Origin of the sequence: Brevundimonas sp. 357 (assembly GCF_003938605.1) — a bacterium.
Taxonomy (GTDB): Bacteria; Pseudomonadota; Alphaproteobacteria; order Caulobacterales; family Caulobacteraceae; genus Brevundimonas.
In genome coordinates this window covers 26,333-41,377 of sequence record NZ_RHWX01000001.1, presented here as the reverse complement: position 1 = coordinate 41,377, position 15,045 = coordinate 26,333, and the positions used below count along the sequence as shown (strand labels likewise).

At 66.2% G+C, this 15,045-nt stretch carries 18 protein-coding genes and 2 tRNA genes; 10 read left to right on the top strand and 10 right to left on the bottom strand.

The genetic code is table 11. The features are described from left to right. Positions 1-28 precede the first annotated feature (28 nt). From EGK63_RS00200 to lpdA, 4 genes are all read left to right on the top strand, one after another. Complete coding sequence (locus EGK63_RS00200; RefSeq protein ID WP_371412890.1) at positions 29-1,099, top strand: alpha-ketoacid dehydrogenase subunit beta; 1,071 nt, start codon at positions 29-31, stop codon at positions 1,097-1,099. A gap of 1 nt (position 1,100) precedes the next feature. Further along, a complete protein-coding gene (locus tag EGK63_RS00195) occupies positions 1,101-2,750 on the top strand; it encodes a 2-oxo acid dehydrogenase subunit E2 (protein ID WP_125899363.1) in 1,650 nt (549 codons plus the stop codon). Positions 2,751-2,815: 65 nt separating this feature from the next. After that, positions 2,816-3,298: a hypothetical protein gene (locus tag EGK63_RS00190; RefSeq protein WP_125899362.1), complete on the top strand. Its 483-nt coding sequence runs from the start codon at positions 2,816-2,818 to the stop codon at positions 3,296-3,298. Further along, positions 3,295-4,692, top strand: a complete 1,398-nt coding sequence (lpdA, locus tag EGK63_RS00185; RefSeq protein WP_125899361.1) for a dihydrolipoyl dehydrogenase — start codon at positions 3,295-3,297, stop codon at positions 4,690-4,692. Before EGK63_RS00190 ends, lpdA begins: the two co-directional genes overlap by 4 nt. 183 nt (positions 4,693-4,875) lie before the next feature. On the opposite strand, the gene EGK63_RS00180 is transcribed toward lpdA, so the two are convergent. Further along, on the bottom strand, positions 4,876-5,181 hold the full coding sequence (locus tag EGK63_RS00180; protein WP_125899360.1) for a hypothetical protein: 306 nt from the start codon (positions 5,179-5,181) through the stop codon (positions 4,876-4,878). 70 nt (positions 5,182-5,251) lie between these two features. Further along, positions 5,252-6,538 carry a hypothetical protein gene (locus EGK63_RS00175; protein WP_125899359.1) on the bottom strand — a complete coding sequence of 429 codons (1,287 nt, stop codon included), beginning with the start codon at positions 6,536-6,538 and terminating at the stop codon, positions 5,252-5,254. A gap of 136 nt (positions 6,539-6,674) precedes the next feature. Between EGK63_RS00175 and EGK63_RS00170 the strand changes: the two genes are divergently transcribed. After that, positions 6,675-6,751: transfer RNA gene (locus EGK63_RS00170), tRNA-Arg, on the top strand. Here EGK63_RS00170 and EGK63_RS16570 read toward each other — a convergent pair. The 6 genes from EGK63_RS16570 to EGK63_RS16400 form a co-directional block, all read right to left on the bottom strand. Then, positions 6,722-7,747: a recombinase family protein gene (locus EGK63_RS16570; protein WP_207896318.1), complete on the bottom strand. Its 1,026-nt coding sequence runs from the start codon at positions 7,745-7,747 to the stop codon at positions 6,722-6,724. The genes EGK63_RS00170 and EGK63_RS16570 overlap by 30 nt on opposite strands. Positions 7,748-7,753: 6 nt before the next feature. Next, a complete protein-coding gene (locus EGK63_RS16565; RefSeq protein ID WP_207896317.1) occupies positions 7,754-8,248 on the bottom strand; it encodes a recombinase family protein in 495 nt (164 codons plus the stop codon). Between the two features lie 158 nt (positions 8,249-8,406). Continuing rightward, positions 8,407-8,571: a hypothetical protein gene (locus tag EGK63_RS16410; RefSeq protein ID WP_207896316.1), complete on the bottom strand. Its 165-nt coding sequence runs from the start codon at positions 8,569-8,571 to the stop codon at positions 8,407-8,409. A 313-nt stretch (positions 8,572-8,884) separates the two neighbouring features. Then, positions 8,885-9,157 carry a sigma-70 family RNA polymerase sigma factor gene (locus EGK63_RS00160; protein WP_125899358.1) on the bottom strand — a complete coding sequence of 91 codons (273 nt, stop codon included), beginning with the start codon at positions 9,155-9,157 and terminating at the stop codon, positions 8,885-8,887. Further along, on the bottom strand, positions 9,154-9,345 hold the full coding sequence (locus EGK63_RS16405; RefSeq protein WP_165906491.1) for a hypothetical protein: 192 nt from the start codon (positions 9,343-9,345) through the stop codon (positions 9,154-9,156). Before EGK63_RS16405 ends, EGK63_RS00160 begins: the two co-directional genes overlap by 4 nt. An 81-nt stretch (positions 9,346-9,426) precedes the next feature. Then, entirely contained in the window at positions 9,427-9,585 is a 159-nt protein-coding gene (locus EGK63_RS16400; protein WP_165906490.1) for a hypothetical protein, read from the bottom strand. Positions 9,586-9,824: 239 nt separating this feature from the next. Here EGK63_RS16400 and EGK63_RS00155 point away from each other — a divergent pair, with 239 nt between their 5' ends. The 4 genes from EGK63_RS00155 (at position 9,825) to EGK63_RS16395 (ending at position 11,720) form a co-directional block, all read left to right on the top strand. Continuing rightward, complete coding sequence (locus tag EGK63_RS00155) at positions 9,825-10,031, top strand: helix-turn-helix transcriptional regulator (protein ID WP_243637509.1); 207 nt, start codon at positions 9,825-9,827, stop codon at positions 10,029-10,031. 109 nt (positions 10,032-10,140) lie between these two features. Then, positions 10,141-10,422 carry a type II toxin-antitoxin system RelE/ParE family toxin gene (locus EGK63_RS00150; protein ID WP_125899356.1) on the top strand — a complete coding sequence of 94 codons (282 nt, stop codon included), beginning with the start codon at positions 10,141-10,143 and terminating at the stop codon, positions 10,420-10,422. A gap of 53 nt (positions 10,423-10,475) precedes the next feature. Next, the gene (locus EGK63_RS00145; RefSeq protein ID WP_207896315.1) at positions 10,476-10,796 is read left to right on the top strand and encodes a HigA family addiction module antitoxin; all 321 of its coding nucleotides are present in this window, start codon (positions 10,476-10,478) and stop codon (positions 10,794-10,796) included. Between the two features lie 462 nt (positions 10,797-11,258). Further along, the gene (locus EGK63_RS16395) at positions 11,259-11,720 is read left to right on the top strand and encodes a hypothetical protein (protein ID WP_165906493.1); all 462 of its coding nucleotides are present in this window, start codon (positions 11,259-11,261) and stop codon (positions 11,718-11,720) included. A 405-nt stretch (positions 11,721-12,125) separates the two neighbouring features. On the opposite strand, the gene EGK63_RS00135 is transcribed toward EGK63_RS16395, so the two are convergent. After that, positions 12,126-12,202 (bottom strand) — tRNA-Arg (locus tag EGK63_RS00135). Between the two features lie 152 nt (positions 12,203-12,354). Here EGK63_RS00135 and EGK63_RS00130 point away from each other — a divergent pair. Next, positions 12,355-14,133: a gamma-glutamyltransferase family protein gene (locus EGK63_RS00130; RefSeq protein ID WP_125899354.1), complete on the top strand. Its 1,779-nt coding sequence runs from the start codon at positions 12,355-12,357 to the stop codon at positions 14,131-14,133. A gap of 14 nt (positions 14,134-14,147) precedes the next feature. Here the strand turns inward: EGK63_RS00130 and EGK63_RS00125 are convergent, their stop codons facing one another. Further along, positions 14,148-15,005, bottom strand: coding sequence for a lipid A-modifier LpxR family protein (locus EGK63_RS00125; RefSeq protein ID WP_243637508.1), 858 nt, complete (start codon positions 15,003-15,005; stop codon positions 14,148-14,150). Positions 15,006-15,045 lie beyond the last annotated feature (40 nt).

Genomic DNA, 15,045 nt, shown 5'->3' with positions numbered 1-15,045 from the left:
CGAGATCAACGACAAGATTGAAGCCGACATGGTCGATCAGAAGGACGCCCCGGCGTCGGTCGCCCCGGACGCGCCCGCCATTGCGCCGATGAACATGATCCAGGCCCTGAACTCGGCCCTGGACGTCAAGATGGCCGAAGACCCCACCGTCGTCTCCTACGGCGAGGACGCGGGCTATTTCGGCGGCGTCTTCCGCGTCACCGACCACCTGCAGAAGAAGCACGGCATGAACCGCAGCTTCGACGCGCCGATTTCGGAGACCGGCATCGTCGGCGCCGCCATCGGCATGGCCGCCTATGGCCTGCGCCCGGTGGTCGAGATCCAGTTCGCCGACTACATCTATCCGGCCTACGACCAGATCGTCTCCGAAGCGGCCAAGATGCGCTATCGCTCGGGCGGCCAGTTCACCACGCCGATGGTGGTGCGCAGCCCCTATGGCGGCGGCATCTTCGGCGGCCAGACGCACAGTCAGTCGCCGGAAAGCCTGTTCACCCACATCGCCGGTCTGAAGGTGGTGATCCCGTCCAACCCCTATGACGCCAAGGGCCTGTTGCTCGCGGCGATCGAGGACGACGATCCGGTCATCTTCTTCGAACCCAAGCGCCTCTACAACGGCCCCTTCGACGGCTGGCACGAAAAGCCGGTCAGCCCGTGGAAGGCCCAGGAACTGGCCCAGGTTCCGACCGGCAAATACATCGAGCCGATCGGCAAGGCCCGCGTGATGAAGGAAGGGTCCGACGTCACCATCCTGGCCTACGGCACAATGGTCTGGGTGGCGCTGGCGGGCGCCGAACATGCGGGCGTGGACGCCGAGGTCATCGACCTGCGCACCCTCGTGCCGCTGGACATCGAGGCCATCGAGGCCTCGGTCAAGAAGACCGGCCGCTGCGTCATCGTGCATGAGGCGCCGAAAACCTCGGGCTTCGGCGGCGAACTGAGCGCTCTGGTTCAGGAGCGCTGCTTCTATCACCTGGAGGCGCCGGTGGCGCGCGTGACCGGCTGGGACACGCCCTATCCGCACGCCTTTGAATGGGAATATTTCCCCGGACCGCAGCGGGTCGCCGACGCGCTGAAAGCCGTCATGACGGGAGGTCGCTAAGATGGGTCGTTTTGTTTTCAAGCTTCCTGACGTGGGCGAAGGCACCGCCGAAGCCGAGCTCGTCGGCTGGCACGTCAAGGTCGGCGATACGGTCGCCGAGGATCAGATCGTCGCCGACGTCATGACCGACAAGGCCACGGTCGAACTGACCAGCCCGGTCGCGGGCGTCGTCACCGCCCTGCACGGCGAGCCCGGTCAAATGATGGCCGTACGCGGCCCTCTGGCCGAGTTCGAGGTCGAGGGCGAAGGCAACGCCGCCGCCGATGAACCGGCCCCCGCGCCCGTGGCCGCTGCCCCTGAGCCCGCTCCGGTCGCCGTCGAAGCGCCGAAGGCTGAAGCCGCTGCGGCGCCCGTCGTCGCCGCCGGCGCGAACCACGTCTTTAAACTGCCCGACGTGGGCGAAGGCACGGCCGAAGCCGAACTGGTCGGCTGGCACGTCAAGGTCGGCGACGCGGTTCAGGAAGACCAGATCCTGGCCGAGGTCATGACCGACAAGGCGACGGTCGAACTGACCAGCCCCGTCTCCGGCGTCGTCGTCGCCCTGCACGGCGAAGCCGGTCAGCAGATCGCCGTCGGCGGCCCGCTGGTCAGCTTCAAGGTCGAGGGCAAGGGCAATGTCGCCGAAGCTCCGGCCGCCGCTCCGGCGCCCGTCGCCAAGGCTGAGAAGACCGCATCAGCGCCCGTGGCCGCACCGACCGCCAAGCCTGCGGCTGCGCCCAAGGCTGACCCCAAGCCCGTTCCGGCCCTGACCGGCCGCCAGCCGGGCGAGCGCCCGCTGGCTTCCCCCGCCGTGCGCAACCGCGCGCGCGATCTGGGCATCGACCTGGTCTTCGTGCCGGGCAGCGGCCCCGCAGGCCGCATCGAGCACGCCGATCTGGACGCCTTCGTCGCGCGCGGCGGCACGTTCGCCCCGGCTGCGGCCTCGGGCGGTTCGCTCTACGCCCGGGCCGAGGGAACCAACGAGGTCCGCATCATCGGCCTGCGCCGCAAGATCGCGGAGAAGATGGCCGAGAGCGTGCGTCGGATCCCGCACATCACCTATGTCGAGGACATAGACATGACGGCGGTGGAGGAGCTGCGCGCCCACCTGAACGCCCAGAACAAGGGCACCGGACGCGCCAAGCTGAACGTCCTGCCCTTCATCGCCCGCGCCATCGTCGTGGCCCTGAAGGATCAGCCGAACATCAACGCCACCTATGATGACGAAGCGGGCGTGCTGACCCAGCACAACGCCGTCCATCTGGGCATCGCCGCCCAGACGCCGAACGGCCTGATGGTCCCGGTCGTCCGCCACGCCGAGGCGCGCGACGCCTACGATACGGCCGAGGAGATCGCCCGCGTCTCGGGCGCCGCCAAGGACGGCAGCGCCAAGCGCGAGGAGCTTAGCGGCTCGACGATCACCATCACCTCGCTGGGCACGCTCGGCGGCGTGGTGCACACGCCCATCATCAACCACCCCGAAGTCGCCATCGTCGGTCCCAACAAGATCGAGGAGCGCGTCGTGGTGCGCAACGGCCAGATGGTCGTGCGCAAGATGATGAACCTGTCCTCCAGCTTCGATCACCGCATCGTCGACGGCCACGACGCGGCGGTCTTCGTGCAGAAGATCAAGAACCTGCTGGAGAACCCGGCGACGTTGTGGATGAACTGATCGAACTCAACCCCTTTTGCTCATCCCTGCTAAGGCGGGGGTGAGCGGAGGAGAGGATGTCGCAGATGAAAACTGGCACCCTGATCATCGCTGCCATGCTCGCTACAGTCTGCGCCGCGCCTGTTCTCGCCTGCACGCCTTCGCCCAACTACGTGGAACGTAGGCAGGAATACGAGGATCAGGGCCTTCGGCGCGCCACGGTGCTGTTCCGTGGGATCATCGAAAACTATCAGCAGCCCGATGGCCGATATGGAAACGCCACCATGGAAATCCGTCGAACCCAGACATTCTGGGGGCGGGGCGAACCAGACCGGCTTGCAATTCCGTGGGAGTATTTCGTGAACTGCGCGCACGGAAATCTGCACGCCGCCGTGGATCAATATGGAGAGCATCCGGGCTTGCCGGTCGTAAGAAACGGCCTTGGCGTGACCTTGCTTGGCCGACTCGAAGACGCTTCCGCGCCTTGGGACTTCATCATCCTGGTAGACAACGCCCCTGACACCCAACGCGTTCTGCGCCGCTTTCAAGAGTTGAAACGAGCCCAATGACCCAGACCCTCAAGACCAAAGTCCTGATCATCGGCGCCGGGACCGGCGGCTATGTGGCGGGGATCCGTTGCGGCCAGCTGGGGCTGGAGACCGTGCTGGTGGACGCCTCGCCGGGCCTCGGCGGCACCTGCCTGAACGTCGGCTGCATCCCGTCCAAGGCCATCATCCACGCAGCGGGCAAGTATGAGACGGTGGCCAAGGCCGCCGGCGACGGCACGCTGGGCATCACCGCCTCCACCCCGGCCATCGACCTGTCGAAGACGGTCGAATGGAAGGACGGCGTGGTCAAGAAGCTGAACACGGGCGTCGCCGCCCTGCTGAAGAAGGCCAAGGTCAAGGTCATCAAGGGCTGGGCCGAGTTCTCGGACGCCAAGACCTGCACGGTGAAGACCGACGACGGCGACATCCGCATCACCGCCGAACACGTCATCCTGGCCACGGGGTCGGAGCCGGTCGAGCTGCCCTTCCTGCCCTTCGGCGGCGACGTGATCTCGTCCACCGAGGCCCTGAGCCTGCCCGAGGTTCCGAAGAAGCTGGTCGTCGTCGGCGGCGGCTACATCGGCCTGGAGCTGGGCATCGCCTTCCGCAAGCTGGGCGCCGAGGTGGCCATCGTCGAGATGGCCGAGCGCATCCTGCCGCTCTACGACAAGGCTCTGACCGACCCGGTCGCCAAGTGGCTGGAGAAGCATGGCGTGCAGTTGCTGCTCGGCGCCCGCGCGGGCGGTTTCGGGGACGGCAAGCTGAACGTCACCGACAGGGACGGAAACCCGATGCAGCTGGACGCCGACAAGGTGCTGGTCACTGTCGGCCGCCGCGCGCGGACGAAGGGCTGGGGCCTGGAGAACATGGGCGTCGCCATGAACGGCCCGTTCGTGAAGATCGACAATCGCTGCGCCACGAGCATGAAGAACGTCTGGGCCATCGGCGACCTGACCGGCGAACCCATGCTGGCGCACAAGGGCTCGGCCCAGGGCGAGGTCGTGGCCGAGATCATCGCCGGACATGATCGCGTGTTCGACCCGACCACCATCGCCGCCGTCTGCTTCACCGAGCCGGAGATCGTCTCGGCAGGCCTCGGTCTCGATGACGTGAAGGGCCGCGATGACGTGATCCAGGCGGTCTTCCCCTTCGCCGCCATCGGCCGCGCCCTGGCCATCGAGGCGGGCGAGGACGGCGGCTTCGTCCGCGTCATCGCCTCGAAGACGGACCACCGCCTGCTGGGCATTCAGGCCGTCGGCCAGCACGTGTCGGAGCTGTCCAACAGCTTCGCCCAGATGCTGGAGATGGGCGCGGTGCTGGAAGACGTGGCCGGAACCATTCACGTTCACCCGACGCTGGGCGAAGCCTTCCACGAGGCGTCCCTGCGCGCGCTGGGCCACGCCATTCATATCTGAGGGCGCTATCGCTCGCGACGCGGTCGCTCGCTGCTTGAGCGCAGTTGAGCAGGCCGCGATCGTTGGCCCTTCGGGGCCTCCCGATCTGACGCGACTTGACCCTCAGACTCCCGCAATGGGGAGAATAAAAAGGGGCCGCGTGATCGAAGTCGCGCGGCCCCTTGATGTCTCTGGCGCCTGCCGTCAGTTGTTGGCTGGAACGCGGGTGTCCGTGGCCGGATCGACAGCGCCGGGGCGGCCCTCGGCGGCGGCTTCAGCCTGTTTGTCTTCCAGCTTGTCGGCGACCTTGCCCGCGCCTTCCTCGACGGCCTGAGCGGCCTTCATGGCGCCGGACTCGACGACTTCGCCCGTCTGGGCGGCGACGTCGGCGGCCTTGTCGCCGGCGGCTTCGGCGTTGGCCTCGGCCTTCTGCTGTTCAGCCTGGGTGCAGGCGGCGGCGCCGAGCGCCAGGACCGAGGCGGCGGCGATGGTCAGGATACGAATACGCATGGGTGAAAGCCCCTCTGAGATTTGAACCTTGGCCTTAACGCCTCTGGCCCGCCGCGGGTTGCGAACCGCCTCAGTCCAGATCGACCGGCAGCGTCTGGCTGGCCAGCAGCCGTTCCGTCGTCTTCCAGTGGTCCGGCCCCTGACGCTCGACCCAGGCCTGCACCATGTCGCGGCCCAGGCCGTAGTTGATGACATAGGAGCGATAGGTCTCGATGAAGCTCAGCCGCTGCGCCGCCCGGTCGCGCGCGACGAGGTTGTATTTCTGCAGCTGGTCCAGCGCCGTCTCGCGGTCGATCCGCCCGGCCAGATAGTCGTCCGCCACCGTATACTCCGCCCGCGCCAGCTCGCGCGTCAGGGCCAGAAGCTGCGTCTGCGCCTCGGCCGTCGTCGGGTCCAGCCCCGCCAGCGGATACAGCACGCGCGCCTCGAACTCCGTGCGCTCATGGCCGGGGAAGGCCAGGTCGATGCCGTAGTTGGCGCTGCCCTCGGCGATGAAGGACATGGGGCTGAACAGCGGATAGACGCTCATCTCGACCCAGCCCTTGTCCTTGACGAAGGTCTGCTCCAGCAGGGCGTTGTAGACGTGGTGGCCGGGATAGCCTTCGTGGCAGCCCAGATCGACCGCACGGTCAATGTAGATGGGCAGATCGGTGTTCACCTGGATCAGGCTGAAGGCGCCGCCCTTGAACCAGTTGTAGCCGGACCAGGGCTTGTCGTTGACGAACTCCAGGGTGAAGGTTTCGCCTGCGGGCAGGGCCATATGGCGCTCGGTGCGCGCCTTGCACTCGGTGATGGCCGCGCGCATCACCGTATCCAGCCGGTCCTTGGGGATGACGTACCGGGCGCGGAAGGCGGCCACTCGTTCCGCCAGCGGCCCTTCGCCGGGAACCAGGGCGTCGATGCGGGCCAGAACCGGATCATAGGACGCCAGCGGCCGCAACTCCGGCCGGACCCCGAACAGGGCCTCAGCCTCGTCGGCGAACCCCAGCTTCTCACCCTGCAGCATCCGCAGCCGCGCCGAGGCGGCTGAGACGTGGGCCAGAAGATAAGCGCGGCGCTGGCGGCTCTGGTCGTCCAGTCCCCGTTCGGGCAGGGCCTCAAGGCGTCGGGTCAGGGCGGCCGCGCCTTCGGCCAACTGGGGCAGGGCGCGCGGATTGGCCTTGGCCGCCTCGGCCCATTCGGCGGGGCCGTAATAGGCGTCGACATAGCCCGGCTCGCGCTCGCCGATCTCCAGCGTCAGGGCGACATAGTCGCGCGCCACGGCGTCCAGACTGTCGCTTCCCGACTTCGGCGATGCGGCGCAGGCGGCCAGCAGGACGGCGGCGCCCGCCAGGGCGGCGATGGTGGTGACGCGCATGGAGACTCCCTCTCTTCGGCCGTGACGCTAGGCTCTTGCGTCCCTCTCGCCAAGAAGCGGCTGCGGAAACAGATCAGGGATTGAGGCGATCCGGCCCATGCTGTAAGCACCGCCGTCCGGCCCTCGCGCCGCAGACGCACCCGTAGCTCAGCTGGATAGAGTACTGCCCTCCGAAGGCAGGGGTCAGAGGTTCGAATCCTCTCGGGTGCGCCACTTCCGTTCAGAACCGAGAACTCCGCCGGCGGCGGCGTAATTCCCACCATCGCTAGACGCCAAAGCCCGCAAAAGCTCGGTTCGCGATCCGATGATGCGCGCCTCGGTCTTGCTGATGACCTCCACGCGTTGCGTCAGGGCGCGCAGGTGATCCGGACGATAGCCGCTTGTGCGATCCCGCAGTTTACGCCGCGCGGCGGTGGCGAACCGCGCCAAGGCGTCCGACGTGATCGTGGGCGCAAACCGCTCCACTGAGGTGCTGATCCGATCGGCGTCCGCCCTTGCCTGATCGCGGATGCCGGACAGTTCAGCGACCCTATCTTTCAGCGAAGCGTCGTCCGGCGCGAGGAGGCCATTCTCGATGGCTTCATAGAGCCGGTTCAGCTTGGCCTCGGCTTCGGTGGCGCGCTTGCGCATCTCCGCGATGCGGCCGCGCCTCTGATCGGCCCATTCCTCTCGACGATCCAGAAGCTGCTCCATCAGCGCCGCGAGGCGATCCGGATCGAGCAGCCGGGTCTCGAGGTGGTTGATGATCGCGTCATCCAGCTTGTGCATGGGGACGGCCAACCCAGTGCATCCCGCCTCGCCCATCCGCACCCTGGTCGAACAGGCGTAGTAGCGATACTGGCCCCCCGCCTGGCCCTTCCCAGTCCTCAGGGTCATGGCGCCGCCGCAGAACCCACAGAAGCATATGCCCGTCAGCAGGTTCGGGCCGATCGACACGCGCGGCGGCGTCCACTTGGGATTCCGCGACGCCAGGCGCGCCCGGACAGCGTCATGGTCCGCTTTCGAGACAATGGGCGGCACCGCCATCACGGCGTGCTCGGATTCCGGCTTCGGCGTCCTCGTCTGGTGATCGCGCGTATTGAACCTGTGCTCACCCATGTAGGTGGAGCGCGTCAGAATCTGATGCACGGTGCCGACGCCCCAGCGTCCGCCATCGCGGGTTCTGATGTTCTGTTCGTTCAGTTTGGTGGCGATTGTCTTCAATCCCATCGGCCCCTACGAGCCGTCGCCCGTCAGCGCCCAGCGATAGATAGTCCGCACCGTCTCAGCCTGAAGCGGATCGATCTCCAGCGTCTTCTTGATCTTGGCCCCACGCTGCTCCGCCGCGACGATGTGGTAGCCGATGGGCGGCCGTGCGCCGTTCCAGAAGCCCTGGCGGGCGTTCTCCTTCATGGCTCTGAGGGTATGCTTGGCGTTCTCGCGGGACTGATACTCGTCGAAGAGCGTCATGATCTGGCGCATCATCACGCTCATGGGATCATCGCCCAGCTCCTGGGTGATCGAGACCAGCCGCACCCCGTTCTTCGCCAGCTTCCGAACGTAGAGCTCGAACTGGAACTGATCGCGGAAGAACCGCGAGAAGCTGTGCACCAGGATCACGTCGAAGGGGGGCGGCTTGGTCAGCGCCGCCTCGATCATCGACTGGAAGGACGGGCGCCGGTCGCCCGTGGCGGTGTTGCCCGGCTCGACATATTCCGCCGTCGCTTCCATCCCTTGGTCTCGCAGTATGATTCAAGCTGGCGGCGCTGGTCGGGGATCGACAGATCGTTGAGGGCCTGCCGCCCGGTCGAGACCCGAAGATAGAGGGCGGCGCGGGTCTGGACGCCTGCTGTTGTGGCAATAGGTTTCCAGCTCATGCCCTGCTCCTCTCAGAGGCGCGGCCCCAGAATCTCGTCGAGCACCTCGCCAAGCCACGCCTCCACCGCCAGAAGCTCGGCCGGACTGATCGGGAGATCATCGGGCCAGGTGTCGGTGACGCGGACGACCGACTGTACGCCAACTCGCCGCACTGGCGGAGTCGGGCGCCGACGCACCTGCGGCTCTGATGACGGCTGGACGTGCATGCCCGCCAGGCTGTCCGCTCTATAAGCGCGCGCATATTCGTAACCTCTCCCTCGCAAATCTCCGGCCGCCGCTTTCTCGCAAAACGGATCGATCCCTCGATCCATGCCGGGCCCCCAGCGGCGGCGGCCGACCGGGTCAACGCCTGCGGCGCCTGCCGCAGCCCGCAGGGCGCGAAGCGGCGTTGAAGCGGGCGGACGGCGCTGTTCTTCAACCACTAATGAGGGTCAATACGGCTCCGCTTGTCAGATAATGCCGGCGCAAAGCCTATCCTGCCCTAGACCCTCATTGCCCTTCAGAAGGCTCCCAACCGCCCGCCTCATCGACGGCGCGGCTGAGCCTTACGAGCGCCTCCGTCAGGCGCGTTTCAACCGCCTGCTGGTCGATACCCGGATGTTCGGCGATCTGCTCCAGCGACATTCCGGCGAAGCGATGGAGAACGAAGACGTCGCGATAGTCGCGTGGCAGTCGGCGGATCGCCCGGACGAGAATCCGGCGCTGGCGATCTTCGGCGGATCGACGAGGGTGCCGTCGGAGCGGCGAGGGCCAGCGCCTCATGGGGTCGCCTCACATTCCACCCCGATGGCGGCCTCCACTGCGCTGAGGAGGTCGCAGATGGCTTCGTCGATCGCGTCGGGCGGTAGCGGCAGTTCTGGATTGCACATACCGGAGCGCAGGGCGCCAGAGGCGTAGAACGGTCCGAGTATGTCGGCGATGCCGTCTGGGATGTTTTGAAACCCCAGCATCCGGACGCACCGAAGCGCCTTGGTCAGATCGTGACGGAGGTAGGTGAGGTTCCAGTCGTCGGAGAGCCCACGATGGAGCAGTTAGGCTTTAAGGCCGAGTTCGATGGCGATGGCGGAGTGGTAGGCCGACCGGGCGCCGATGCGGTCATCATCGGTCCAGGCCATCGCATGGAAGGCGCGGGCGTTATGGGCGAACGCCCGCGCAAGGTGGAGGTCAGGATCGCGCGGTCGGTTTCTCATGACACCGCACTCGCTGAGCTCAGTGTCTCTTTCCCGCGAGGAGGAATCGCACGTCTTTGGGTATCCTGGTGGTCAGGCATGCGTGGCCTCCCGCGCAGCCGCCCGGTCGCTCAGATCATGCTGAACGGTGGAGTTTGATAGAATTTCACCTACACTCCACCGAATTTCCGCGACGATGTCAACGAAATTTCATCACGTGAGGAGGAATTTCGGTTATGCTGGAGCCGAGTCAGATACGAATGGCCCGCGCCGCATTAAAAATCAGCGTCCGCGAGCTGTCGCAAATGTCAGGCGTGGCCGATTCCACCATTCTCCGTTTTGAGAGCGGGAAGGGTGCGATCCTCACGACCAATATGAAGCGTATGCAGGAGGCTCTGGAATCTGCCGGTGTGGTCTTCCTTCCGCCCGATTCTTCCGGCGGCCCCGGCGTCCGACTGAAAGCCTGACTATAAAATCCGCCCAGGCCCAGCCGTTCAACATGTAGCGAATCGCGCTACAAATAGCTTGATTTATGTAGCACGTCTCGCTACAAACTGCGTATGGAAGGCTTTAGCCGTGATCCTCAGCTGGAAGAGCAAACAGGCTAGGGAGGTCTTTGAGGGCAACTGCCCCAAAGGTTTTCCGGCCGACCTCTTCAAGCGGGTGCGGCGCAGCCTCTTTCAGCTGGATGCGGCGACGCGGCTCGATGATCTCAAACATCCGCCGGGGAACCGCCTGCACCGCCTGCACGAGGACCGGGCGGGGCAGTGGTCGATCAGTGTGAACGACCAATTCCGCATCTGCTTCCGATGGACCGATCAGGGGCCGGAGGATGTTGAGTTTGTAGATTACCACTGAGCGGAGGCTTGGTGGAGCGGTCCGGATCGGACCAGGAAGAGAGAAGTTCGCCGATGGGGATGCATGACTTCGCCAACTTCGCGGCGCCGGCGCCGCATCCTGGCGAACACCTGCGGGAAGACTACCTGCCCGCCTACGGTCTCAGCGCCGGCGCTCTCGCCAAGGCCATGGGACTGAAGGATCGTGCCCGTATCGAGCGTCTGGTGCGTGAGAAGCAGTCGGTCACGGCCGACACGGCTCTGCGCCTGGCCAAGGTGTTTGGCACGTCGCCCCAGTACTGGATCAATCTCCAGACCACGCATGATCTGTCCAAGGCCGCAATCGAGGGGCGCGGGGAACTAGAGAGGATCGAGCAGTTGCACGCGCCAGTCTAAGTCGTCGGGCTCTCTGACCCTTCCGCCTTGCGCCAGGAGCGGTCATTCATTGCCGCCAGCAAACCCGGCATTCAGCGTAAGGCAGCGTATGGCTGGTTAGCGGCTGACACCCCGTCCTCGCAAGGCTTTCTGCACGAAAGTCCGGCAGAGTGACGGCATCTCGTCAAGCTGGAACCGGTACCGGCGACGAGTGTTTGCTTGCTAAGCCATCCATAATCTAAGGTCGCTTGACGAAAGAAGTTGGGTTGGCATTGAGAAACACCGCTGTTCCGGTTCTTGGGAACGGCCACGAGTTTCCCCGCGAGGTTTTCCGAAACGGGGCGCGCGAATAGCGCCATATCGAGGCTTCGGCCTGACGCTGGGTCGGCTCATCGACTACTTCGGCATAGCCGTAAAATTCTTCATCGGCGAAACCTTGACCCATCTAAGGTCACGTTCAAAGCGCTGAGAATCTACGTCTTCATGGCAATGGATATAGAAACGGACCTCATAAGAGCTATGGGGGGCGTTCGGGCTCGGGCCTGGAACGGTAGCGGGTTTGGCTCAAACGATCCGGGGCGAGAGCGAGACACGACCAAAAACAAGCCTACAAATTTCGATGCTCTATACCCGGCCGATATCGATCTTCCGTTGGAATTCGAGGTTGCGTTTGAAGGGCCTGTTTCCGTTGCTTTGGCAGCAATCCGCGCTAGAGTTCCATGGAGTTTGAGAGCTCAACGGCGCACGTCCAATGGGCCGCCGCATGCTGATCTTGCCGATACGATCGTTCGCTTGGAACCGGGCGTCCGGACCGCGCGGCAATCTATTGAGGTTATTGTCAAGCAGCTGCCTGCCGGATGGCAAGCCACCAAGCTGCTGGGATACGTGATCCTCTACAAAAAAGCTCGAGACTATCCGGACGCGGAAATCATCGCGCGTAGCTAAGCTTTAGCTACGCTGAACGAAGGCGAACTTAAAAAGGTTTGCCCCTAAGAATTTCCTCCGCGAGCAACCAGAGCCGGTCCTTGCAGGCTGGACGAAAGGGGCGGGCGAGATTCACTGAAGGAGCGACTGGGCGCCTTGGCTCGTGAACGGAGACGGTTCGCCCATCACTGCTTGTCCATTCTGCCGCAGATGAGGGCAGGCCGTCGATCCCAGAGGCCCCACGATAATCGCCCTCACGACGAAGGGAGGCATGTTCGCGTCAGCCTGGGTTGATCGTGGAATTATCGCTAGCGCTAATCTCGCGTCCAGCAGGCCGCATCCAGATGACCTAGGCGTTGTAAAAAGCGATGGAAAACGGCCGCGAGAGCGGTCTCAAGTCATTGAAATATAACGACATGGAGAGAATGGCGCACCCGAAGAGATTCGAACTCCTGACCCCCAGATTCGTAGTCTGGTGCTCTATCCAGCTGAGCTACGGGTGCGCACTGCCTTGCGGGCAGGGCCGGGTATCTAGCGGGTCGCTTCGGGGCTGGCAAGCAGGTTTTCTCAGAAAATCTTGAGAAAATGCGGGGTTGGCCTCGGGGGCCTGCGGGCCTAGGCATAAAGCCTCCCTGTAATGCCCCGGAGTGCTTGAGTGCGCGCCTTTTCCTTCTCCCATCTGCGTCCTGCACGCAGGATTTCCTCTCTCACAGCCGGGACGGCGCTGGCGGCCCTGTTGCTGACGGGCTGCGCGACGACGACGGAAGGGGTTCGGGCCGAGGCGGCGCCGGTTCCGGCTGAGGCGCCGATCGGGGCGCAAGCGTCCGTCGCCAGAGGACCGTTCGTGTCGGCGGCCAATCCTCTGGCGGTCGAGGCGGGGATGAAGGTGCTGGCGCGCGGCGGTTCGGCCGTGGACGCGGCGGTGGCCATCCAGGCGGTGCTGGGCCTGACCGAGCCGCAGTCCTCGGGTCTGGGCGGCGGCGCCTTCATGATGTTCTATGACGCCGAAAGCGGCGCCGTCACCGTCTATGACGGGCGCGAGACCGCGCCGGCCGCCGCCACGCCCGAGCTCTTCTATGAGAACGGCAAGCCTCTGGCGTTCGGGGATGCGGTGTTGAGCGGGCGCTCGACCGGGGCGCCGGGCGTGGTGCCCATGCTGGCCCTGGCCCAGAAGCAGCACGGCGCCCTGGCCTGGTCCGAGCTGTTCGGCGACGCCGAAACGCTGGCGCAGGACGGCTTCATCGTCAGCCCGCGTCTGGCGGGCATGATCAACGGTTCAGCGCCCCAGGCGAAGACGCGCTGGGCGACCAAGTATTTCACCAAGCCGGACGGCGCGCGCTATCAGGCGGGCGAGACCCTGCGCAATCCGGCCTACGCCGAAACGGTGCGCCGCATCGCCCGCGAGGGCGCCGCCGCCCTGCAGCAGGGCCCGCTGGCCGAGGCCATCGTCGCGGCCGTGAACGAAGGCCCGCGTCCCGGCGCCCTGACCACCGCCGACATCGCCGGCTATCGCCCCGTGGTGCGCGAGGCCGTGTGCGGTCCCTACAAGATCTACACCATCTGCGTGCCGCCGCCGCCGTCCAGCGGCGCCTCCATCCTGGAACTGCTGGCCATGGCCGAGCAGACGCCGGACATCGACAAGGGTCCGGACAGCCCCGAGGCCTGGGCCGCCTTCGGCCAGCTGCAGCGGCTGATGTACGCCGACCGCGATCGCTATTTCGGCGATCCGGCCTTCGTCTCCGTGCCGGTCGCGGGCCTGCTGGACCCGGCCTATGTGGCCGAGCGCGCGGCCCTGGCGCCGGCCTTGCGCGGGGCGGCGCCCTATGGCGTGCCGGCAGGGGCGCCGAATGTCGGCGCGGACGCCACGCGCGAACCGGCGGGCACCTCGCACCTGGTCGTGGTGGATGCGAAGGGGGACGCCGTCAGCATGACCACTACGGTCGAGAGCCTGTTCGGTTCGGGCCGGATGGCGGGCGGCTTCTTCCTGAACAATCAGCTGACCGACTTCTCCCTGGTCCCGACGGCGACCGACGGCACGCCGGCGGCCAACGCCGTGGCGGCGGGCAAGCGTCCGCGCTCGTCCATGTCGCCGGCCCTGATCCTGGATCGCGAAGGACGTCTGGTCGGCCTGCTGGGCTCGCCCGGCGGCTCGTCCATCCTGGCCTATAACGCCAAGGCCCTGATCGGCGCCCTGGCCTGGGGCCTGCCGCTGCAACAGGCCTTCGACCTGCCGAACCTAGTGGCCAAGGGCGACGACTTCGGCGCCGACACCGAAGGCTTCCCCGAGGCGGTGCGCGACGGCATGGCGGCGCGCGGCGTCGAGCTGCGGCCCAATACGACCGAGACCTCGGGCCTGCATGGCGGGCTGTGGCGGAACGGGCGCTGGGACGGGGCGGCCGACAGCCGCCGCGAGGGCGTGGCGCGGACGCAGTAAGGGGGCGAGGTCGCCTAGCGCGGCGGGCGGATCGTCAGTTGGAAGGCCACCAGACCTTCCGACACATCGGTCCTGATGCCCTGATAGCCGCGCAGGCCCTTGGCCTCGATCTCGCGATAGACGACGCCGAAGGAGCTCTGCACCGCGCCCCGGCGATAGGCCACGCCGATGGAGGCGTCGCCCAGATAGGTTCCGGCGTCTTGGCTGACGCCCGAGCGGGCGAAGTCGCCGTCGCGCGTGCGGGCGAAGTTGTAGCCGACCGCCCGCTTGGAGCCTGCCGCGTACAGATACCAGCGCGGCCGTTCGCCGAAGGCTTCGTCGCCGTTGGGGGCCAGGCGGTCCAGATTCTCGCCGATGCGCAGGGTGGCGCCCGCCTCGGCCGAGGGGCCGTCGCTGCCGACGCCGAAGCCGGCGTGGGGCGTCAGCGACACCTCCAGGCCCGAGGCCGTGCGGCCCTTGGCGGCGGTCCAGCCGCGCGTATAGGTGACGTCATAGCTCTCGCCCGAGAAGGCGACGGGGTCGAGGGCGCGGGGCGGCGCGGGCGAGCCGTCGGCGCGGCGCAGTTCGCCTGTCGTGGTGATCCGCAGCCGGTCGGTGAAGCCGTCGCCGGCGAACCAGGCCTCCTGGCGCAGTTCGCCCTGATCGGCGCTCAATCGGGCGACATCGTTGAACTGCACCGGGGCGCCGAAGGCGGCGTCAGGTTCCGCTGTGAAGGGCAGGCGGCTGTCCAGCCGGGCGGCGGCGTCCTCGAACCGGACGGCGTCGCCGCCCCGCGCGGCGATGGGGCCTTCCGCCACGGTCTGCGGCATGGCGAAGGCGGCCGTCGGCGCGACCGCCGCGATGATCCATCCTGCCCATGCCATCCGACGCATCAACGGTGCCTCCCGATCCGTTAACGCCCCCACTGTGCAC